This window comes from Pseudoduganella flava (assembly GCF_007830495.1).
GTDB classification, from domain to species: Bacteria; Pseudomonadota; Gammaproteobacteria; order Burkholderiales; family Burkholderiaceae_D; genus Rugamonas; species Rugamonas flava.
Genome location: NZ_VLKW01000003.1, coordinates 353,098 through 374,062, shown reverse-complemented (window position 1 = coordinate 374,062; position 20,965 = coordinate 353,098). Strand labels below are relative to the sequence as shown.

The following is a 20,965-nucleotide window of genomic DNA, read 5'->3' as shown; positions in this document are numbered from 1 at the left end:
CTTTTTTTATGCCACCCGCGCCGGATCGGCCACTTCCCCCTGGCCGCGCACGTCGCGCTCCGCACCGCCCAGGTTCAGGAACAGGTTCGCGGCAAACGCGACGATCGCCGCCGCCGCGGCCAGTTCCGACACCACCAGCGCCGGCAGCACCTTGACGTCGCCCGTCGTCAGCACATAGGCCAGCGCGCCCATCATCACGGGCAGCGCGAGGTTCATCAGCCAGAAGTGCACGCGCGCCAGCACGCTGTTGCCGGCCTGCGGGAAGATCGAGTAAATGATGCCGGCCAGCGCCAGCGTCGTCCAGCCCAGCAGGTTCACGTGCGCATGCACGGGCCGCAGCGTGAAGTCCTGGCGCATGCCCATCGCCATGCCGAGCGCGACACCGGCGGCCAGGTACAGCACGGCCAGCTTGATCCAGACGACGCCCGCCGACGAGACTGCCGGCTGAGCGGCCGGCTGAGCGGCGGATTGAACTGATTCCAAACGCATGATGACACCCCTGTTGTGATCGTTGAAGCAGGCGATTGTAAAGATCGGGTGTCATCGATTTGTGGGAACATTGTCGTCGCTGCTTCACGCGGATGCGAACATCGCCGTCACCGCGACCACCATCACGGCGACGCCGAGCCAGCCGAACAGCGCATGGCGCCGCGTCAGCGTGAACTTGCCCATCACGTTCTCGTTGCTGGCCAGGAGCATCATCACGATCATGATCGGCACGGCGATCACGCCGTTCAGCTGGGCGGACCAGATCAGCGCCTGCACCGGATCGACCGGCGCGAAGTTCAGCGCCACGCCGCCGATCGTCGCCAGCGAGATGATCGCGTAGAACTCGCGCGCTTCCAGCACGGTGCGATCCAGGCCGCTGCGCCAGCGGAAGCTCTCCGTCACCGCATAGGCGGCCGAACCGGCCAGCACGGGAATGGCCAGCATGCCGGTGCCGATGATGCCCAGCGCGAAGATGATGAAGGCCGCTTCGCCGGCGATCGGGCGCAGCGCCTCGGCCGCTTGCGCGGAACTTTGAATGTCGGTGATGCCGTGGACGGCCAGCGTGCCAGCCGCCGTCAGCATGATGAAGAACGCGACGATGTTCGAGAACGCCATGCCGATGAACGTATCGAGCTTGATGCGGCGCAGGTGCCGCGCCGCGTACGTGGGGGCGCGGCGCAGCGAGCTGGCGGAACTATCGCGCAGTTCCTCCACCTCCTGCGATGCCTGCCAGAAGAACAGGTAGGGCGAGATCGTCGTGCCGAACACGGCGACGATCAGTGCCACCGATTCGCGGTTCCACGCGAAGTGCGGCCCGATGGTGGCGCGCGCGACGTCGGCCCAGTCCAGATGGATCGCGAAGACGGTGGCGACATACGCCAGCAATGCGAGTGTGAGCCACTTCAGGAAGCGCACGTAGGTGCGGTACGGCAGGTACAGCTGCAGGGTCAGGCACAGGAAGCCGAAGCCGAGCGAATACAGGTGGGCCGAGCCGAAGCCGGCGACCAGGTGCAGCGCCTCGCCCATCGCCGCGACGTCCGCCGCGATGTTGATGATGTTCGCCACGAGCAGCAGCAGCACGATCGCATACAGCAGCACGGGCGGATAGGCGCGGCGGATGTTGGCCGCCAGGCCGCGCCCCGTGACGAGGCCGATGCGGGCGGACACGAGCTGGATGCCGACCATCAGCGGATAGGTCAGCACCAGCGTCCACAACATGTTGAAGCCGAACTGCGCGCCGGCCTGGGAGTAGGTGGCGATGCCGGATGGGTCGTCGTCGGCGGCCCCGGTGATCAGGCCGGGGCCCAGTGCCTTGACGGCATCGTTGTCGGTAACTTTGCGCAGGAATTTCATGTTCGGCTCGTACGTGTGCGCACGCCGCCGGACAAGTGCGGCGGCGTTACGGCAAGGTTGCAGGAAGGGGTTTCATAAGGGAACGGAGTGTAACCTGTTTTCCATTAAGAAAATGTTCAGTTGACGCGGCGTTAAGGGCACTCTAAGGGTCTGCGCTGCTGGCTGGCGCGCCGGCCCATGAAAAAAGGACGGTCGCCCGTCCTTTGCTTGTCGCTGCCGCCGGCTTACTTCAGCCGCTTGAACACCCGCCGCGCCGCCTCGATCGTTGCGTCGATCACCGCGTCGTCGTGGGCGGCCGAGACGAAGCCCGCCTCGAACGCGGCCGGGGCGAAGTACACGCCTTCTTCCAGCATCGCGTGGAAGAATTCGTTGAACCTGGCGCGGTCGCCAGCCATCATTTCAGCGTAGTTGCGCGGCGCTTCGGCGGCGAAGTACAGGCCGAACATGCCGCCTTCGTAGTCGGCGCAGAACGTCACGCCTTCCTGGAACGCGGCATCCGTCAGGCCTTCGGCGAGGCGCTTCGCGGTGGCCGTCAGCTTGTCGTAGAAGCCCGGTTGCTGGATCAGCTTCAAGGTCGTCATGCCGGCCGCCACGGCGATCGGGTTGCCGGACAGCGTGCCGGCCTGGTACACGGCGCCGACGGGAGACATCTTGCTCATCAGCTCCACGCTGCCGCCGAACGCGGCGACCGGCAGGCCGCCGCCGATGACCTTGCCCAGCGCCGTCAGGTCCGGCTTGATGCCGTACAGTTCCTGCGCGCCGCCCAGGCCGACGCGGAAGCCGCACATCACTTCGTCGAAGATCAAGAGGGCGCCGTGCTTCGTGCACTGGTCGCGCAGCGCGCGCAGGAACTCGGGAGCGGCCTTGATCAGGTTCATGTTGCCGGCCACGGGTTCGACGATCACGCAGGCGATCTCGCTGCCGAATTCCGCGAACGCTTCTTCCAGTTGTGGCACGTCGTTATAGTCCAGCACCAGCGTGTGCTTGACGAAGTCCTCCGGCACGCCGGCCGACGTGGGGTTGCCGAACGTGAGCAGGCCGCTGCCCGCCTTGACCAGCAGCGAATCGGCATGGCCGTGGTAGCAGCCTTCGAACTTGACGATCTTGTCGCGGCCCGTGGCGCCGCGCGCGAGGCGCAATGCGCTCATCGTGGCTTCGGTGCCGGACGACACGAGGCGCACCTGTTCGATCGAGGGCACCAGCTTGCAGATCTCCTCGGCCATCACGATCTCGGCCTCGGTGGGCGCGCCGAACGACAGGCCGCGGGTGGCAGCTTCCTGTACCGCCTGGACCACTTCCGGGTGGGCGTGGCCGACGATGGCCGGGCCCCAGGAACCGATGTAGTCGATGTAGCGCTTGCCGTCCGCGTCCCAGAAGTACGGGCCTTCGGCGCGCGTGATGAAGCGGGGCGTGCCGCCGACCGAGCGGAAGGCGCGCACCGGCGAGTTGACGCCACCGGGCGTGGTCTTCTGGGCGCGTTCGAACAGCTGGTCGTTCTTGGAAATCGTCATTGCTAATCCTTGGTCTTGCGGCGGCTCTCGGTGGCGGGAGCGGCCATCTGGTAGAAACGGTTCGGCACCAGCTTGCCCATGCCGTAGCGCTGGGCATGCAGCAGCGTGCCGTAGGTGTATTGCTGGGCGAGGTCGACGGCGCGCGGCAGGTCCTCGCCCCGCGCCATGTACGCGGTGATGGCGGCCGACAGCACGCAGCCGCCGCCGATGAACGGCCCGGCCAGGTGTTGCCAGCGGTCGTGCCGGACGATGCCGCCGTCGCCATACAGCGTGTTGGCGCGCAGGCCCGTCTCGGCGCGCGACGTGCCGGCCGGCGTACCCGTCACGAGCACGTATTCGCAGCCCAGGTCGATCAGGTGCTGGGCGTCGTCGGCCATCGTCTCGCCGTTGGCCAGGTCGCGCCACGTCTCGGCCATGCGCCCCAGCTCGACCTGCGACAGCATCAGCAGCGTGGCTTGCGGCACCAGCAGCTGGCGCAGCACCGTCAGCAGCTCTTCCGGGTCGGTCTGTTCGGACAGCGGCGGCAGCTGCGAGCCGAACGGGTCGAGGATCAGCGGGGCGTCGGGATAATCGGAGACCACTTCGGCGATCGACGACACGTGCTCCATGTGATCGACGGCGCCGATCTTGAAGGCGGCCACCTGGGCGTCTTCGAGCACGACGCGGGCCTGGTCGGACACCCAGTCAGGTTCCACGTACTGCTGGTCTTCCACGCGGGCGCTGTCGGCGATCAGGAGAGCGGTTGTGACCGACAGGGCCTGGCACCCGAGGGCGGCAAACACGCCGATGTCGGAATGCACGCCCACCGCGCCGATCGGATCGGCCACACCGAAAGTCAGGATGAGAGGAGTTGTTTGGTTTTGCACGGCCACTAGATTAAGATACCCGATTCAGCATTTTACTTGAGGGTGACGAAACGTGAGCAGCAAAGAGACTACACAGGAATTCAAGAGCTGGATGTGCCTGATTTGCGGCTGGATCTACGACGAAGCGGCCGGCTTGCCTGAAGAAGGCATCGCCCCCGGAACCCGTTGGGAAGACGTGCCGATGAACTGGACGTGCCCTGAATGCGGCGCCCGTAAAGACGACTTCGAGATGGTCGCCATCTGACGTTCGTCTTGTGAGCTGCTGCGTCCAGCCCAGCCAGGCCTGCGCTGCGCAGCGGCGTCGGAACGGCGTCCAACCGGCCGCCGTCCACCCCATCTCTCCTGTGTCTCATCGTCCGCCCCGATAGTTCCCCCTGTGATATCGTAGCGCGATGGGCAACATTGCCCGGTACAGAGCGGGGCAAGCAATTGATATGACGACAACGCCGCAAGCGACCGGCCCGACGATCATGGTGATCGACGACAGCAGCACGATACGCCGGTCGGCCGAGATCTTCCTGTCCCAGGCGGGCTACCGGGTGGTGCTGGCCGAAGACGGCTTCGACGCGCTGGCCAAGATCATCGAACATCACCCGGCGCTGATCTTCTGCGACATCCTGATGCCCCGTCTGGACGGTTACCAGACCTGCGCGCTGATCAAGAAGAGCGCCAGGTTCCACACCACGCCCGTGCTGATGCTGTCGTCCAAGGACGGCCTGTTCGACCGCGCGCGCGGCGCGATGGTCGGCTCGTCCGCTTACCTCACGAAACCCTTCAGTAAAGACAGCCTGCTGGCCGCCGTGCGCGAGCACACCGGCGCGGGCGCATAACGTCATGCCCATACGCAGAATCCTGATCGTCGACGATTCCCCCACCGAGCGCTACTATCTGTCCGACATCCTGACCCGGAACGGCTATGTCGTCTCGACCGCCGAGAACGGCGAAGAGGCGCTGGCCCGGATCCGCGCCGAGAAGCCCGAGCTGATCCTGATGGACGTCGTGATGCCGGGGGCGAACGGCTTCCAGGTCACCCGTTCGATCGCCCGCGACCCCGAGCTGCAGGACGTGCCGGTCATCATCTGCTCGTCGAAGAACCAGGAGACGGACCGCATCTGGGGCTTGCGCCAGGGCGCCAAGGAATACCTCGTGAAGCCGGTCGACGCGGCGCTGCTGCTGTCGAAGATCGAAGCGCTCGGCTGATGGCGGCCCCGGACCAGCACACGACCCAGGAAGGCGAACGCCGCAGCCGCCTGCGCCAGTACCAGGTGCAGCTGCTGGAACGGATGCAGGCGGCCCAGGGCGGCGCCGTCGAGTCCGGGCGCGAGCTGGCCGTGCTGCTGGGCGCCCGCCACTGCCTGCTGGACCTGACGCAGGTCGGCGAGATCGTGCCGCACCAGGCCATCACGCCGGTGCCGCTGACACTGCCGTGGTACCTGGGCCTGGCCAATGTGCGCGGTGGCCTGACGGGCGTCGTCGACCTGGCCGGCTACCTGGGCGACGCGCCGCCGCCGGCCGGGCCGGAAGCGCGGCTGGTGACGTTCGCACCCGGCCTCGGCCTGCCGTGCGCGCTGCTGGCGCAGCGTGTGCTGGGCCTGCGCCGGCTGGCCGAGCTGCGCGACGATGGCGTGGACCTGGCGGCGCCCCCATGGTGCGCACACCACTACGTGGACGATGCGGGGCAGCCGTGGGTACGCCTGGACCTGGCGCAACTGGCGCGCGAACCCCGTTTCCTGCACGTGGGCCGCTAGCGTCACAACGATGCGAAGGGATGCGATGCGATTCAAGTTCTTCACACGCGGCAGCCGGCAGGAGGCACCGGATTCCCAGTTCGCCTATGGCGATTCGCAGTTCGCCTATGGCAGCGAAGCACCGCTGCGCCTGCGCGATGCGCTGCGCCGGCGTGAAGGCGGACCCGGCACCGACCACGCCGCGGTGCAGGCCGAACCGATGCCGATGCGGCTGCCGCTGATCGGCCACCTGCCGCCGCAGCGCCAGCTCAGTTACCTCGTCACCGCGCTGGCTGCGAGCCTGGCGCTGGCCGCCGGCCTCGTCGCATTGAACGTGCACCACAGCGCCGCCGGCGCCGCGGCCACCCAGCTGGCCGGCGACGCGTTGATGCACTCGCAGCGCATCGGCAAGGCGGCGCCGAACGCCGTGCAGGGCAATGCCGAAGCGTTCCGCCAGCTGGACGACAGCCGGCGTGAGCTCGACAGCGACCTGACGTTGCTGGCCGGCGGCGGCAGCTACCGCGGCCGCACCGTCGGCGCCACGCCGGCCGGGCTGCAAGGCGCCGTGGACCAGGCCCGCATGCGCTGGGCGCCGACGGCGCAGGCGGCCGACACGATCCTGCGCCATCGCGCCGACCTGGCCGGCATCGACAAGGCGCTGGGCACGCTGAACGAGCTGGCGCCGCGCTTGCTGGCGCAGGCCGAGGAGATCGCGGCACTGCGCCTGCAGCGCGGTGCCGCCGCCCGCGAAATCGCCGCGCTGGGCCGGCTGACGATGCTGACGCAGCGGATGAGCGCCGGCGTCGCCGAGTTCCTCGCGCCGGGCGGCATCCGCTCCGAGACGGCGTTCCAGCTGGGCCGCGACATCACGACGTTCCGCGCCACCGTCGCGGCGCTGCAGGCGGGCGGCGACGGGATTGCCGCGGTGCGCGATCCCGACGTGCGCGAACGCCTCGATGCGTTGCAGGCCAGCTTCGAGCGTTACCAGGGCGAGGCCACCGCGATCCTCGCGCGGCTGGACCGCTTCGTGGCGGCGAAGAACGCCGAGCGGCTGATCTTCGCGCAGAACGAGGCGCTGCGCGAAAGCCTGGCGGGGCTGCAGGGCGGCTACCGCGCGGCCCAGCAGTCGCTCGACTGGACGTTCTGGCTGATGGTCGGCGGCGGCATGCTGACGTTGCTGACGGGCGCCGCGATCGGCCGCGTGCTGCTGCAGGATTCGTATGCGCGCACGCGCGGCGCCGAACGCCGCCGCCAGCAGGCCGAGGAAATGCGGCTGCTGGCGCAGAAGAAGGAAGAGGAGGCGAAGGCCGCCAACGCGCAGAACCAGGCCGCGATCCTGCGCCTGATGAACGAGCTGCAGGAAGTGGCCGATGGCGACCTGACGGTGCAGGCCACGGTGTCCGAGGACATCACCGGCGCGATCGCCGACTCCGTCAACTACACGGTCGAGGAGCTGCGCGGCCTGGTCGGGCGGGTGACGGCGACGGCCGAGCAGGTGATGGCCGCATCCACCCACGCGCAGGGTATTTCCGGCGACCTGCTGAACGCATCGCAGCAGCAGGCCCGCGAGATCCGCGAAGCCAGTGCGACGGTGCTGCGCATGGCGGCCGAGATCACCGACGTGTCGAAGTCCGCCGCCGAGTCGGCCGACGTGGCGCGCCAGTCCGTGGCGGCCGCGCGGCAGGGCACGACCGCCGTGCAGAACGCGATCACCGGCATGCACGAGATCCGCGAGCAGATCCAGGAAACCTCGAAGCGCATCAAGCGGCTGGGCGAGTCGTCGCAGGAAATCGGCGAGATCACCGAGCTCATTTCCGACATCACCGAACAGACCAATGTGCTGGCGCTGAACGCGGCGATCCAGGCCGCATCGGCCGGCGAGGCGGGGCGCGGCTTTTCCGTCGTCGCCGAGGAAGTGCAGCGGCTGGCGGAACGGTCGGCCGGCGCGGCGAAGCAGATCGGCGCGCTGGTCCGCACGATCCAGGCGGATACGCACGATACCGTGGCCGCGATGGAAAAATCCACCCAGGGCGTCGTCGAAGGCGCCCGCCTGTCCGATGCCGCCGGTGCGGCGCTCGAGGAAATCGAGCGCGTGTCGCAGCGGCTGGCCGAACTGATCGAAGGCATGTCGCGCGCGACCGGCAAGGAAGCCGCGTCGGCCGGCGGCGTGGCCCGCACGATCAGCCACATACTGCAAGTGACGGAACAGACCCGGCAAGGCACGCAGCAGACGGCGCAATCGGTGCGGCAGCTGTCCGCGCTGGCCCAGCAGCTGAAGGATTCCGTGTCGCGCTTCCGCATCGGCGCCGGCGCGGAGCACAAGTGAGCGAGAAGCGAGAGAGACCCACAGCATGATGGAAACCGATATGTCGACCTTTTCTTTCGATCCCGGCCCGCTGTCGTGGGTGATGGGCGAGATCCGCGAGGCCCTGGGCCGCTCGCGCACCGCGCTGTTCGAGGCGGGCGGGCAGGAACCCGAAGACCAGGCCACCGCGCTGCGGCTGGCCAAGTCGCACCTGCACCAGGCCCACGGCGCGCTGCAGATGGTGGACATCGAAGGCGTGGCCGCGATCACCCGTCTGGCCGAGGAAGCGCTGGACCGCTTCCAGGACGGCACCGTCAAGTGCAGCGCGGACCACGTGCAGGCGATCGGCGAGCTGTATGGCGCGCTGGTCGAATACCTGGAGGAGCTGCTGGACGGCGCGCCGCACCAGAGCGTGCGGCTGTTCCCGTACTACGCGGCGGTGCAGAAGATACTGGGCGCGCCGCGCATCCATCCGGCCGACCTGTTCTTCCCCGACCTGACCCGCACGCCGCCGCTGCCGGAGGCTCCGGCCACGGAAAACGTCGACTTCGGCGCGCTGCGGCTGCGCTTCGAGCGCGCGCTGCTGCCTTACCTGAAGTCCGGTGACCCGGCCCAGGCGCAGCCGCTGGCCGATGTGATCGCCGAGGTGGCGGCCGCCCAGGACACGCCGCGCGGCCAGGTGTTCTGGCGCGCGCTGCAGGCCGGCGCGGAACTGGTGGCGCAGGGCCGCGTGGCCGGCGGCGTCTACGTGAAGCAGTTGCTTGGCGCGGCCAACCTGCAGATGCGGCGGCTGGCGCAAGGCGCGCCGGAGTGGCCGGACGCGGTGCTGCGCGATGCGCTGTTCTGCATCGCCGCGGCCGATGCCACCGACCTGCCGCCGCTCGCGCAGGCACTGCGCACCGGCTTCGGCCTGGACGGCATGGTGCCGGCCGACTACGAGGCGAAGCGCTACGGCCAGGTCGATCCGGAGGCGCTGGCGCGCGCCAAGGAAGGCCTGGCGCAGGCCCGCACCGCGTGGCAGCGGCTGGAGCAGGGCGAGGATGGGCAGTCCGAAATCGTGCAGGCGCTGGCGCTGGTCGCGGCGGCCAGCGACAAGCTGGGCGTCACGGCGCTGGCCGTGCTGATGCGCCAGCTCGCTGTCGTGGCGAACACGGCCGCCGCGGCCGGGCGCAGCGAGGCGCTGGGCCTGGAGATGGCGACGGCGCTGCTGTTCGCGGGCCATGGCCTGGACCAGATCCGTCACCTGCCGGACGACTTCGCGGCCAGTGCCGACACGATCGCCGCGCGGCTGCAGGCGCTGGTCGCGGGCGAGGAGCCGCCGGAGCCGGCGCAGTGGCAGCAGGGCCTGGCCCAGCGGCTGCGGCAGGACGATACGGTGGTCGCGCTGGCGCAGGAAATGAAGACGGCGCTGCGCGAGGTCGAGCGCGTGCTGGACGAATTCGATGCCGACCCGAGCCAGCGCGCGCAACTGGCGCCGCTGGCCGGCGTGCTGCACCAGCTGGAAGGCGCGCTGGCGATCGCCGACCAGCCGCACGCCCAGCAGGCGGCCGCGCACGTACGCGGCCAGGTCGCTACGCTTGCCTCCGGCGACACGGGGGCTGACCGCCAGCTGCTCGAACAGATCGCCCAGAACGTGGGCGCGCTGGGCTTCTTCGTCGACATGCTGGCGCAGAACGCCGCCGGTGCGCGCGAGCGCTTCGCGTTCGACGCCGCGCAGGGGACGTTCCGTGCCGTGCCGCTGAAGAAGCTGGCCGCGGCCGAATCGATCCCCGTGCTGGAGGAGCAGGTGCCTCCGCCGGCCGAACCGGCGCCGGCCGACGTGCCGGCAGGCGTGCCGTTCGCCACCGACTCGGCGATCGAGGAAGAGCTGCTGGAGATCTTCATCGGCGAGGCGCAGGAGGTGCTGGCATTCATCGACGCCACGCTGGCCAAGCCCCGCCTCGATGCCGGCACGCCGGAAAGCCTGGCGATGCTGCGCCGCTCGTTCCACACGTTGAAGGGCAGCGGGCGGATGGTGGGGCTGAACCAGTTCGCCGACGCCGCCGGCGCGATCGAAAAGGTGATGAACGCGTGGCTGGCCGAAGCGCGGCCCGTCAGCGAAGCGCTGTTCGGCCTCCTTGAATGGGTGGCTGCGGAACTGAACGCATGGGTCGGCGAGCTGGTGGCGAAGGCCATCTCGCCGCGCGGTGCCGCGCCCGTCGTGCAGGCGGCCGCACGCGTGCAGGAGGGCGGCCCGTTCGTGCTGCCCGAGGCGCCGCGCCCGGTTGCTCCGCCGCCGGCCGAGCCGTACGTGACGGACGAGAACGCGACCGAGGAAAGCGCGGCCGCCGCGCCGGAGATGCAGGCGGAGGTGCAATCCGAGGCGCAGCCCGAGCCGCCGCAGGCACCGGCGGACGACATGCGCTTCGTCGGCAGGCTCGCCGTGCCGGCGCCGCTGTTCGACATCTACGTGAACGAAGCAACCACGCTGACGCAGGCGCTGGCACGCGACTTCGGCGCGTGGCGCGCCCAGGGCGAGCTGGCGGCCGAGACGCAGCACGCTGCCCACACGCTCACGGGCATTTCCGGCACGGTCGGCTTCAAGGCGCTGCGCGAACTGGCCTATGCGCTTGAGACGACGCTGCAGGCGGCACCGCCGGCATTGCCCGACCCGGCCCACCACGACCTGTTCGATTTCGCCGCCGCGCGGGCCGGGCAGATGGTGGCGAGCTTCGCAGCCGGCGACATGCCGCCCGAGCAGCCGGAATTGATCGGCGCACTGGAACAACTGGGCGACGAGCTGGCGCGCACGCAGGCCGGCGGCGCGGAACTGGAAGCGCGGCTCGACAGCCTGCTGGAGCCAACGCCCGCCGCCGTGCCGGCCACGCCGCCGGCGCCGGTCGACGAACTGGCTGCCAAACTGGATGCGCTGTTCACCGATACCTATCACGCGCTGATCGCCGACCCGCCGCCGGTACCGCCGCGCGGCGCACCGCTGCCGCTGCGGCCGAAGCTGGCCGACCAGGACGAGTCGATCGACGACCTGTTTGCCGCCGCGTTCGACGATGCGTTTGCCGAACCGCCGCTGACGCAAGCCGTCCCCACGGCGCTGACGCTGGTGCCGCCGCTGCCGCCGGCCGACGAGGAGCCGCTGGTGGCGGGCACGCCCGCCGAGGCGGGTGAGGAGATGGAAGAAGCCGAGCCGCCCGCGGCCGCGGAAGCCCCCGTGCAGCCGGAAGAATCGCCACCGGCCGAGCCGCCGTTGCCGGTGCTGCCGCTGCCCGAACCGGAACCGGACATCCCCGCCGTCGCGGACGAACTGGACCCGGACCTGCTGCCCGTCTTCCTGGAAGAGGGCGCGGACCTGTTGCCGCAGGTGGGCGCCGCGCTGCGCGCGTGGCAGCATGCGCCGCTGGAGGCCGAGCACGCCGCCACGGTGCAGCGCGTGCTGCATACCTTGAAGGGCAGCGCGCGGATGGCCGGCGCGATGCGGCTGGGCCAGCACGCGCACGAGATGGAAACGCACATCGAGGCGATGGACAACCCGACGCCGCAGGCGTTCGAGGAACTGCTCGCCCATTACGACCACGCGCTGCTGCTGTTCGAGCAGTTGCAGCATCCGCCCCTGCCCGTACCGGCTACCGCGCCGGCGGAAGCGCAAGTGACAGGGGAAGCGGAGCCGCCCGCCCATGCGCCGCTGGTGCGCGTGCGCGCGGACATCCTCGACCGCCTCGTCAATCAGGCCGGCGAGGTGTCGATCAGCCGCTCCCGGCTGGAGAACGAGGTGGGCACCTTGCGCACGGCGCTGGCGGACTTCCAGGAAAACCTGGGACGCTTGCGGCGCCAGTTGCGCGAAGTGGAGATGCAGGCCGAGTCGCAGATCGCGTCGCGGCTGTCGATCGCCGGCGAGCGCGAGTTCGATCCGCTGGAGTTCGACCGCTTCACGCGGCTGCAGGAACTGACGCGGATGATGGCCGAAAGCGTCGACGACGTGGGCTCGTTCCATGAAGGCCTGGTGCGCTCCGTCGACAGCGCCAGCGACGACCTGGTGCAGCAGGCACGCATGACGCGCGAGCTGCAGCGCGACCTGATGCGGGTGCGGATGGTGCCGTTCGCCAGCATCGCCGAGCGGCTGTACCGTGTGGCGCGGCAAAGCGCGAAGGAACTGGACAAGCGCGTCAACCTCGACATCCGCGGCGGCACGGTCGAGATGGACCGGGGCGTGCTGGAACGCATGGCCGGGCCGTTCGAACACCTGCTGCGCAACGCGATCGTGCACGGCATCGAGCCGCGCGACGCACGCGCCGCGGCCGGCAAGGACGAGACGGGCGAAGTGCTGGTGCAGGCCAGCCAGCAGGGCAACGAAGTGGTGCTGGAATTCGCCGACGACGGCGCCGGTCTCGATCTCGAGCGCATCCGCGCGAAGGCGCGCGCGCTGGGGCTGTTGGGTGAAGATGACGAGACCACCGACGCGGAGGTCGCCAACCTGATCTTCGAGCCGGGCTTCTCGACGGCCGACGCGGTGACGGAGCTGGCCGGCCGCGGTGTCGGCATGGACGTCGTGCGCTCCGAGGCGCAGGCACTGGGCGGGCGCATCGCCACCGACACGGCGCCCGGCCAGGGCACGCGCTTCACGATCCACCTGCCGCTGACGCTGGCGGTGACGCAGGTCGTGCTGCTGGCGGCGGGCGGCAAGACGCATGCGGTGCCGGCCGCGCTGGTCGAGCAGGTACTGCAGGTGAAGGAGGCGGCGCTGGACGGCACGTTCGACGTGGCCAGCCAGCCGCTGGCGCTGCACTACCTGCCGGCACTGCTGGGCGACGCGCAGGCCCGGCCGCTGGCGCAGCGCTCGGTGCCCGTGCTGGTGCTGCGCGCCGGCACCGACCGGCTGGCGCTGCGGGTCGACGAGGTGCTGGGCAACCGCGAGGTCGTCGTCAAGAACACGGGGCCGCAGCTGGCCCGGGTGCCCGGCATCGCCGGCGCCACGGTGCTCGGCTCCGGCGAGATCGTGCTGATCCTGAACCCCGTCGTGCTGGCCCAGCACATGGACCAGCACCCGGAACTGCGCGCGCCCGCGCCTGTGCTGCATGCGGCGGCCGGCACCATCATGGTCGTCGACGATTCGCTGACGGTGCGCAAGGTCACGCAGCGGCTGCTGGAGCGGGAAGGCTACACGGTACTGCTGGCGAAGGACGGCGTCGATGCGCTCGAACAGCTCGGCGAACGCAAGCCGGACCTGATGCTGGTCGATATCGAGATGCCGCGCATGGACGGCTTCGACCTGACGCGCCACGTGCGCGCCGATCCGGCCACGCAGGCGATCCCGATCATCATGATCACATCGCGCAGCGCCGACAAGCACCGCAACGTGGCGCTGCAACTGGGCGTGAACGCGTACTTCGGCAAGCCGTTCCAGGAAACGATCCTGCTGGGTGCGATCGCCGGCCTGCTGCCGGTGCAGGGAGGATTGGGCGAATCCGGCGAGCGGTGACGGATCACGCCTTCACGACGGCATAGCGCTCCAGCGTGCGTCCGCGGGCCTCGGCATGGTCGACGATCGGCGCCGGGTAGCCGGGAGCGCCGCCGTGCAGCCACGGCGCATGGATCGCCCGCGCGTCAAGTGCGCCCAGCGCCGGCACCCAGGCGCGGATGAAGGCCCCGTCCGGGTCGAATTTTTCCGACTGCGTCACCGGGTTGAAGATGCGGAAGAACGGCTGCGCATCGCAGCCCGTCGAAGCGGCCCATTGCCAGCCGCCGTTGTTCGATGCCAGCTCGTAATCGACCAGCTTGTCCGCGAAATACGCTTCGCCGCGGCGCCAGTCGATGCCGAGGTCCTTGCACAGGAAGCTGGCCGTCACCATCCGCAGCCGGTTGTGCATGAAGCCCGTGCCGTTCAGTTGCGCCATCGCGGCGTCGACGAGCGGGTAGCCGGTGCGGCCGGCGCACCAGGCCGCGAACAGCGCGTCCGCTTCAGCGCCCGTTTCCCACTGCACCTTGTCGAACGCCGGCTTGAATGACGCGTGCACGACGTGCGGGTTGAAGTACAGGATCATCTGGTAGAACTCGCGCCAGATCAGTTCGGACAGCCACGTGGCGCCGCCGCTGCCGGCCTGGCCGCGGGCGGCCAGCGCGGTCACCGTGCGCACCAGGTGGCGGATCGACACGGTGCCGAAGCGCAGGTGCAGCGACAGGCGCGACGTGCCGTCCTGCGCCGGGAAGTCGCGCGCGGTGTCGTAGGCGGCCATGCGGTCGACGAAGCCGTCGAACTGCGCCGCGCCGCCGCGCATGCCGGCCTCGATGCCCACGGCCGCCAGGTCGACGGATGCGAAGCCGATGTCGGCCAGCGTGGGCAGTTGCGAGCGCCCGGGTGCGAAGGCGGCCCGGTGCGGTTCGACCTGCCACGGCGCCAGCGCGGCCGGTTCCGCGTCCAGCCGGCGCAGCCAGGCCTTCTTGTAGGGCGTGAACACCGTCAGCGGCTTGCCGGCCTGCGACAGCACCTCGTCCCTGGCGAAGATGACCTGATCCTTGTACAGGTGCAGTGCGCGCCCTTCGGCCTGCAATGCCGCGGCCACGGCCCCGTCGCGGGCGATCGCGGCCGGATCGTAGTCCTCGTTCGCGTGGACGGCCGCCACTTGCAGGCGGGCAGCCAGCCGGGGGACCTCGTCGCGCGCATCGCCGTGCAGCACGAGCAGGTGGCCGCCCAGCGCCTCCAGCTCGGCAGCCAGTTCCGCCAGCGACGCATGGATGAAAGCGACGCGGCGGTCGTCGTGCGGCAGGGGCGCCAGGATCGGGGTGTCGAAGACGAATGCGCAATGGACGGGCCCGCCCGCGCGCAGCGCGTGGTGCAGCGCCGCGTGATCGAACACGCGCAGGTCGCGGCGGAACCAGACGAGCGCACCGGTGTTGCCATTGTGGGTGCCGGAATTGCTTTTGGGCATTTGTGTGTCCGAGGTCAAAAGAAAGCCCGATATTATTGCGTACCATCGGCTTGGCTGCCCCCGCCAGCCGTACAAAGCGGGCCTGCGGCCCCGTTTGGGTGGCCGTTCCGGCAATTCATAGTAAACTGTCGATGTGGCGCGTGAATTGCCTTTGGTTACGAACGTGCGCGACCACCGGAATACAACAACAGTCCAGCAAAGAGAGCAGCTTATGAAGAAGAGCAAAGTGAGCAAACCGCTACCTGTGCCCGGGCTGTTACAGGAAAGCGAACCCCCGTTGCACAAGATGGAATCGAAGGAGACCGCGGCCGCGGCCGCGCTGAATCTGGCGAACCACTTCCTGATCGCGATGCCGTCGATGCAGGATCCCGTGTTCGGCGGCACCGTCGTCTATGTGTGCGAGCACAACGAGAACGGCGTGCTGGGTGTCGTCATCAACAAGCCCACCGACATGACGATGGAAGTGCTGTTCGAGCGCATCGACCTGGAAGTGACGGCCGGCAGTGAACAGCTGACCTCCAAGCCGATCATGTTCGGCGGCCCCGTGCAGGACGACCGCGGCTTCGTGCTGCATACGCCCGGCGCGCGCTATTCGTCGTCGCTGAAGGTGACGGACGAGGTGGCGTTCACCACGTCGATCGACGTGCTGGAAGCCGTCGCCAAGGGCGCCGGCCCGCAGCGCATGCTCGTGTCGATCGGCTATTCGGGCTGGAGCCCGGGCCAGCTCGAGGACGAGATCAGCCGCAACGGCTGGCTGACCGTGCATGCCGACCCGGGCATCCTGTTCGACCTGCCGATCGAGGAACGCTACGTGGCGGCCATGAAACTGCTGGGCATCGACCCGCTGATGCTCACGTCCGAAGCAGGTCATGCTTAGTGCGGGCAAGGCGCCGGAAACCGTCTTCGGCTTCGACTTCGGCATCAAACGTATCGGCGTAGCGATGGGCAACACGATGATCGGCCAGGCAAGCCCGCTGGCCGTCATCGCCGCCGTCGACAACCAGACCCGCTTTGCCGAGATCGCCGCGCTGATCGCCAAATGGGGCCCGACCCGCTTCATCGTCGGGCTGCCACTGCATCCCGACGGTAACGAACACGAGATGACGGCGCGCTGCCGCCGCTTCGCCAACCAGCTGCACGGCCGCTTCAATATCCCCGTCGAACTGGTCGACGAACGCTATTCGTCCGCCGTGCTGTCCGCCAAGCGCGGCGAGGTCATCGACGACCGCGCCGCCTCCGTCATCCTGCAACAGTATTTCGACCAGAACCTTACTTACTGACCCATCCATGTCCCATATCGACCCTGACCGCCTGGACGCCGAAGCGCTGTACGCAGCGCTGCTGGACCAGGTGAAGGCCGGCCTGGCCGGCGCGCACGAGCCGGCGATCGTCGGCATCCATTCCGGCGGCGCCTGGATCGCCGAGCGCCTGGCGCGCGACCTCGGCATGACCGAACGCTGCGGCGTGCTCGACGTGTCGTTCTACCGCGACGATTACGCCAAGAAGGGCCTGCCCGCCGAAGTGAAGCCGACCAGCATCAACTTCAACGTCGACGGCGCCACGATCCTGCTCATCGACGACGTGCTGTACACGGGCCGCACGACGCGCGCCGCGATTAACGAGCTGTTCGACTACGGCCGCCCGGCGAAGATCCTGCTGGCCGCGCTGGTCGACCGGGGCGAGCGCCAGCTGCCCGTGGCCGCGAATTTCGTGGCCGCGCACACGGGCGTGCAGCCGGGCCAGGCGCTGCGCCTGCGCCAGAACGGGGACGGCCGCTTCAGCCTGACCATCGAACACGACAATGCTTGATCACGACAATGCTTAATCCGCAACTGAACAAACACGGCGAGCTGCAGCATTTGCTGACTACCGAAGGCCTGCCGAAAGCCATCATCAACCAGATCCTCGATACCGCCGGGTCCTTCGTCAGCGTGTCCGACCGCGAAGTGAAGAAGGTGCCGCTGATGCGCGGCAAGAGCGTGTTCAACCTGTTCTTCGAGAATTCCACGCGTACCCGCACGACGTTCGAGATCGCCAGCAAGCGCCTGTCGGCGGACGTGATCAACCTGAACATCTCGGCCTCGTCGGCCAGCAAGGGCGAGTCGCTGCTGGACACGATCGACAACCTGTCGGCGATGCATGCCGACATGTTCGTCGTGCGTCACGCGCAGTCCGGCGCGCCGTACCTGATCGCCAAGCACCTGTACGACACGAAGCAGAACCACGTCCACGTCGTGAACGCGGGCGACGGGCGCCACGCGCACCCGACCCAGGGCCTGCTGGACATGTACACGATCCGCCATTACAAGAAGGACTTCACGAACCTGACGGTGGCGATCGTCGGCGACATCCTGCACAGCCGCGTCGCGCGCTCGGACATCCACGCGCTGTCGACGCTGGGCGTGCCGGAGATCCGCGCGATCGGCCCGCACACGCTGCTGCCGGGCGGCCTGGAACAGCTGGGCGTGCGCACGTTCACGAACATGGACGAAGGCCTGAAGGACGTCGACGTCATCATCATGCTGCGCCTGCAGAACGAACGGATGAGCGGCGCGCTGCTGCCGTCCGCGCAGGAATACTTCAAGAGCTACGGCCTGACGCCGGAGCGCCTCGCGCTGGCCAAGCCGGATGCGATCGTGATGCACCCGGGGCCGATGAACCGCGGTGTCGAGATCGATTCGGCCGTCGCCGACGGCCCGCAGGCCGTGATCCTGTCGCAGGTCACGTTCGGCATCGCGGTGCGGATGGCCGTGATGAGCATTTTGGCTGGCAATCAAGGGTAATCGCAGCAATGAGCAATCTTCACATCAAGAACGGCCGCGTGATCGATCCGGCCAACGGCGTGGACGCCGTCCAGGACCTGTACATCGTCGACGGCAAGGTGGCCGCGCTGGGCACCGCCCCGGCCGGCTTCACGGCGGCGCGCACGATCGACGCCACCGGCCTCGTCGTCGCGCCCGGCCTCGTCGACCTGTCGGCCCGCCTGCGCGAGCCGGGCTACGAATACAAGGCCACGCTGGAATCGGAAATGCAGGCCGCGATGCAGGGCGGCGTGACGAGCCTTGTCTGCCCGCCGGACACGGACCCCGTGCTGGACGAGCCGGGCCTCGTGGAAATGCTGAAGCACCGCGCGCGCGGCCTGAACCAGGCGCACGTGCATCCGCTGGGTGCGCTGACCGTCGGCCTGAAAGGCGAGGCGCTGACCGAGATGGCCGAGCTGACGGAAGCGGGCTGCATCGGCTTCTCGCAGGCCGAGGTGCCGATGCAGGACACCACCGTGCTGCTGCGCGCGCTGCAGTACGCGAAGACGTTCGGCTACACCGTCTGGCTGCGCCCGCAGGATGCGTGGATCGGCAAGGGCGGCGTCGCCCACAGCGGCCCGCTGGCTTCGCGCCTGGGCCTGTCCGGCGTGCCGGTGATGGCCGAGACGATCGCGCTGCACACCATCTTCGAACTGGTGCGCGCCACCGGCGCGCGGGTGCACCTGTGCCGCCTGTCCTCAAGCGCCGGCCTGGAGCTGGTGCGCGCGGCGAAGGCGGAAGGCCTGCCCGTCACGTGCGACGTCGGCGCCCACCACGTGCACCTGACGGATGCGGACATCAATTTCTTCGACCCGAACGCGCGCCTGACGCCGCCGCTGCGCTCGCAGCGCGACCGCGAAGCGATCCGCGCCGCGCTGGCGGACGGCACGATCGACGCGATCTGCTCGGACCACACGCCGGTCGACGACGATGAAAAGACGCTGCCGTTCGGCGAAGCGTCGCCCGGCGCGACGGGGCTGGAATTGCTGCTGTCGCTGGCGCTGAAGTGGGGCGAAGAGCAGGGCCATGGCCACGACGCGCACCTGTTCAAGGCGCTGCAGCGCGTGACGTCCGACCCGGCCCGCGTGGCGGGGCTCGATGCCGGCCACCTGCGCGTGGGCGGCAAGGCCGACGTCGTGCTGTTCGACCCGGCCGCGCGCTGGCTCGTCGAAGCGCCGGCGCTGGCCAGCCAGGGCAAGCACACGCCTTTCCTCGGCTACGAGATGCTGGGGCAGGTGAAGGCGACGATCGTCGCCGGCCACGTCGCCTATGAGCGCAACGGCGGCAACGACCACACCGGCCGCTGACATGATCCTCGCGTTGCGCATCGCGCGGCTCGTCGTCCACCTGCTGTCCGGGATGCTGATCTGCGCGTTGTTCTTCCCGTGGATCGACCGTGAATCGCGCGAGATCCACATCCGGCGCTGGTCGCGCCACCTGCTGGCCATCTGCAACGTGCACGTGCAGATCACTTCCGGCAGCGCGGTGCCGCGCGCGCAGGCGCTCGTTGTGGCCAACCACGTGTCGTGGCTGGACATCTTCGTGCTGAACGCGCTGTACCCATGCCGTTTCGTCGCGAAGGCCGAGATCCGCGCCTGGCCGCTGGCCGGCTGGCTGGTCGAGCAGGCCGGCACCGTGTTCATCGCACGCGGCAGCCGGCGCGACCTGCGCCGCGCGTTCGAAGGCCTCGTCGGTGCGCTGAAGTCGGGCGAGCGCGTGGCGTTCTTCCCGGAAGGAACGACGGCGCCGCAAGGCACGCTGCTGCCGTTCCATGCGAACCTGTTCGAAGCGGCCGTCGATGCGAAATCGCGCGTGCAGCCATACGCGATCCGCTACATCGACCATCAGCGCAAGCCGCATCCGGCCGTCGACTTCGTCGGCGACATGACGTTCGTGCAGAGCGTGCTGGCGATCCTGTCCGGCAAGGCGATCCATGCGCGCGTGACGATCCTGCGTTCGATGAAGGCGGAAGGGGCGAACCGCCGCGACCTGGCCGAGCGCTCGTACCAGGCGATCCGCGAGGCGCTGGGGATTCCGGCGCCGGCCGCCGAGCCGCAGGCGGACGGCCAGCCGGAAGGGGACGAGGATCCCGACAACGCCCAGGCCCAGCAGGCCTAGCCGGCCTTGCCCTTTGCTTTCCTGAATTCCGGGCACTCGATCTGCAGCAATTGCCGGTCGTCCAGGCAGACGGCCGACAGCTGCCCGCCCCACACGCAGCCGCTGTCGAGTGCGATATAGCCTGGCGTGATGCGCAAGCCCAGCGCGGACCAGTGGCCGAACACGACGGTCACATCCGACGTCGCGCGGCCCGGCACGTCGAACCACGGCATCAGGCCGGAACCCTCCTCGGCCGACGCGCTTTCCTTCAACTTGAAATCCATCGTGCCGTCGGCGCTGCAGAAGCGCATCCGCGTCAGCGCGTTGACGATGCAGCGCAGCCTCGCACTGCCGCGCAGGTCGTCGTCCCAGCGGTCCGGCTGGTTGCCGTACATCTCGGCCAGGAAGCCTTGCCAGTCGGGCCCGCGCAGCGCGGCCGCCACCTCGCCGGCCAGCGCGACCGTCTGCGTGGCCGTCCATTGCGGCAGCACGCCGCCGTGCACCAGCAGGTGGCCTTTCGTCAGCAATGCCAGCGGACGGTGCCGCAGCCAGTGCAGCAGTGCGTCGCGGTCCGGAGCGGCCAGGATCGTGTCGAGCGTGTCGGACCCGGATTCCGGGCGGATGCCGTTCGCCACCGCCAGCAGGTGCAGGTCGTGATTGCCCAGCACCGCGTCGATGCGCCCGCCGCTGCCCTGGGCGAGCGCCTGCACGTAGCGCAGCGTCGCCAGCGAATCGGGGCCGCGATTGATCAGATCGCCGCAAAACAGGATCGCCGGCGGCTCGTTGCCGCGCTCGCGGTCGAGAATGCGCTCGACCAGTGCTATAGTTTCTGAGTGGCAACCTTGCAGGTCGCCGATCGCATAAGTCCGCATGGAATTCCTACAGGCACGATTGCAATT

General features: G+C 68.9%; 18 protein-coding genes. 12 read left to right on the top strand and 6 right to left on the bottom strand.

Annotated elements, in window-relative coordinates; translation table 11 throughout:
* Positions 1–6: 6 nt before the first annotated feature.
* The 4 genes from IP92_RS09840 to thiD all read right to left on the bottom strand — a co-directional run bounded on the left by IP92_RS09840 (position 7) and on the right by thiD (position 4,219).
* The gene (locus IP92_RS09840; RefSeq protein WP_145874365.1) at positions 7–489 is read right to left on the bottom strand and encodes a cbb3-type cytochrome c oxidase subunit I; all 483 of its coding nucleotides are present in this window, start codon (positions 487–489) and stop codon (positions 7–9) included.
* 84 nt (positions 490–573) lie between these two features.
* Positions 574–1,842 carry an Nramp family divalent metal transporter gene (locus IP92_RS09835; protein WP_145874364.1) on the bottom strand — a complete coding sequence of 423 codons (1,269 nt, stop codon included), beginning with the start codon at positions 1,840–1,842 and terminating at the stop codon, positions 574–576.
* 224 nt (positions 1,843–2,066) lie between these two features.
* Positions 2,067–3,353 carry a glutamate-1-semialdehyde 2,1-aminomutase gene (gene hemL, locus IP92_RS09830; protein ID WP_145874363.1) on the bottom strand — a complete coding sequence of 429 codons (1,287 nt, stop codon included), beginning with the start codon at positions 3,351–3,353 and terminating at the stop codon, positions 2,067–2,069.
* A gap of 2 nt (positions 3,354–3,355) precedes the next feature.
* The gene (gene thiD, locus IP92_RS09825; RefSeq protein WP_145874362.1) at positions 3,356–4,219 is read right to left on the bottom strand and encodes a bifunctional hydroxymethylpyrimidine kinase/phosphomethylpyrimidine kinase; all 864 of its coding nucleotides are present in this window, start codon (positions 4,217–4,219) and stop codon (positions 3,356–3,358) included.
* A gap of 91 nt (positions 4,220–4,310) precedes the next feature.
* Between thiD and IP92_RS09820 the strand changes: the two genes are divergently transcribed.
* The 6 genes from IP92_RS09820 to IP92_RS09795 all read left to right on the top strand — a co-directional run bounded on the left by IP92_RS09820 (position 4,311) and on the right by IP92_RS09795 (position 13,721).
* Complete coding sequence (locus tag IP92_RS09820; RefSeq protein WP_145874848.1) at positions 4,311–4,463, top strand: rubredoxin; 153 nt, start codon at positions 4,311–4,313, stop codon at positions 4,461–4,463.
* Positions 4,464–4,653: 190 nt separating this feature from the next.
* Positions 4,654–5,049 (top strand): response regulator, encoded by a 396-nt coding sequence (locus IP92_RS09815; protein WP_145874361.1) that lies wholly within the window; start codon positions 4,654–4,656, stop codon positions 5,047–5,049.
* 4 nt (positions 5,050–5,053) lie between these two features.
* On the top strand, positions 5,054–5,419 hold the full coding sequence (locus tag IP92_RS09810; protein WP_145874360.1) for a response regulator: 366 nt from the start codon (positions 5,054–5,056) through the stop codon (positions 5,417–5,419).
* Positions 5,419–5,967, top strand: coding sequence for a chemotaxis protein CheW (locus IP92_RS09805; protein ID WP_145874359.1), 549 nt, complete (start codon positions 5,419–5,421; stop codon positions 5,965–5,967). The genes IP92_RS09810 and IP92_RS09805 overlap by 1 nt, the downstream gene beginning before the upstream one ends.
* A 25-nt stretch (positions 5,968–5,992) precedes the next feature.
* Entirely contained in the window at positions 5,993–8,272 is a 2,280-nt protein-coding gene (locus IP92_RS09800; protein ID WP_145874358.1) for a methyl-accepting chemotaxis protein, read from the top strand.
* A 40-nt stretch (positions 8,273–8,312) separates the two neighbouring features.
* Positions 8,313–13,721, top strand: a complete 5,409-nt coding sequence (locus IP92_RS09795) for a hybrid sensor histidine kinase/response regulator (RefSeq protein WP_229418710.1) — start codon at positions 8,313–8,315, stop codon at positions 13,719–13,721.
* A 4-nt stretch (positions 13,722–13,725) separates the two neighbouring features.
* Here IP92_RS09795 and IP92_RS09790 read toward each other — a convergent pair whose 3' ends face one another.
* Positions 13,726–15,168: a cryptochrome/photolyase family protein gene (locus tag IP92_RS09790; RefSeq protein WP_145874357.1), complete on the bottom strand. Its 1,443-nt coding sequence runs from the start codon at positions 15,166–15,168 to the stop codon at positions 13,726–13,728.
* 211 nt (positions 15,169–15,379) lie between these two features.
* Between IP92_RS09790 and IP92_RS09785 the strand changes: the two genes are divergently transcribed.
* The 6 genes from IP92_RS09785 to IP92_RS09760 are packed head-to-tail and all read left to right on the top strand — an operon-like array spanning position 15,380 to position 20,087.
* Positions 15,380–16,045 (top strand): YqgE/AlgH family protein, encoded by a 666-nt coding sequence (locus IP92_RS09785; protein WP_145874356.1) that lies wholly within the window; start codon positions 15,380–15,382, stop codon positions 16,043–16,045.
* Positions 16,038–16,448, top strand: a complete 411-nt coding sequence (gene ruvX, locus IP92_RS09780) for a Holliday junction resolvase RuvX (RefSeq protein ID WP_145874355.1) — start codon at positions 16,038–16,040, stop codon at positions 16,446–16,448. Before IP92_RS09785 ends, ruvX begins: the two co-directional genes overlap by 8 nt.
* Before the next feature lie 7 nt (positions 16,449–16,455).
* Positions 16,456–16,977, top strand: a complete 522-nt coding sequence (gene pyrR, locus IP92_RS09775) for a bifunctional pyr operon transcriptional regulator/uracil phosphoribosyltransferase PyrR (RefSeq protein WP_145874354.1) — start codon at positions 16,456–16,458, stop codon at positions 16,975–16,977.
* A gap of 8 nt (positions 16,978–16,985) precedes the next feature.
* Positions 16,986–17,951 (top strand): aspartate carbamoyltransferase catalytic subunit, encoded by a 966-nt coding sequence (locus tag IP92_RS09770; protein ID WP_145874353.1) that lies wholly within the window; start codon positions 16,986–16,988, stop codon positions 17,949–17,951.
* An 8-nt stretch (positions 17,952–17,959) separates the two neighbouring features.
* Positions 17,960–19,276, top strand: a complete 1,317-nt coding sequence (locus IP92_RS09765) for a dihydroorotase (RefSeq protein WP_145874352.1) — start codon at positions 17,960–17,962, stop codon at positions 19,274–19,276.
* A 4-nt stretch (positions 19,277–19,280) separates the two neighbouring features.
* A complete protein-coding gene (locus IP92_RS09760) occupies positions 19,281–20,087 on the top strand; it encodes a lysophospholipid acyltransferase family protein (protein ID WP_371860923.1) in 807 nt (268 codons plus the stop codon).
* Here IP92_RS09760 and IP92_RS09755 read toward each other — a convergent pair.
* A complete protein-coding gene (locus IP92_RS09755; protein WP_145874350.1) occupies positions 20,084–20,938 on the bottom strand; it encodes a symmetrical bis(5'-nucleosyl)-tetraphosphatase in 855 nt (284 codons plus the stop codon). The genes IP92_RS09760 and IP92_RS09755 overlap by 4 nt on opposite strands.
* Positions 20,939–20,965 lie beyond the last annotated feature (27 nt).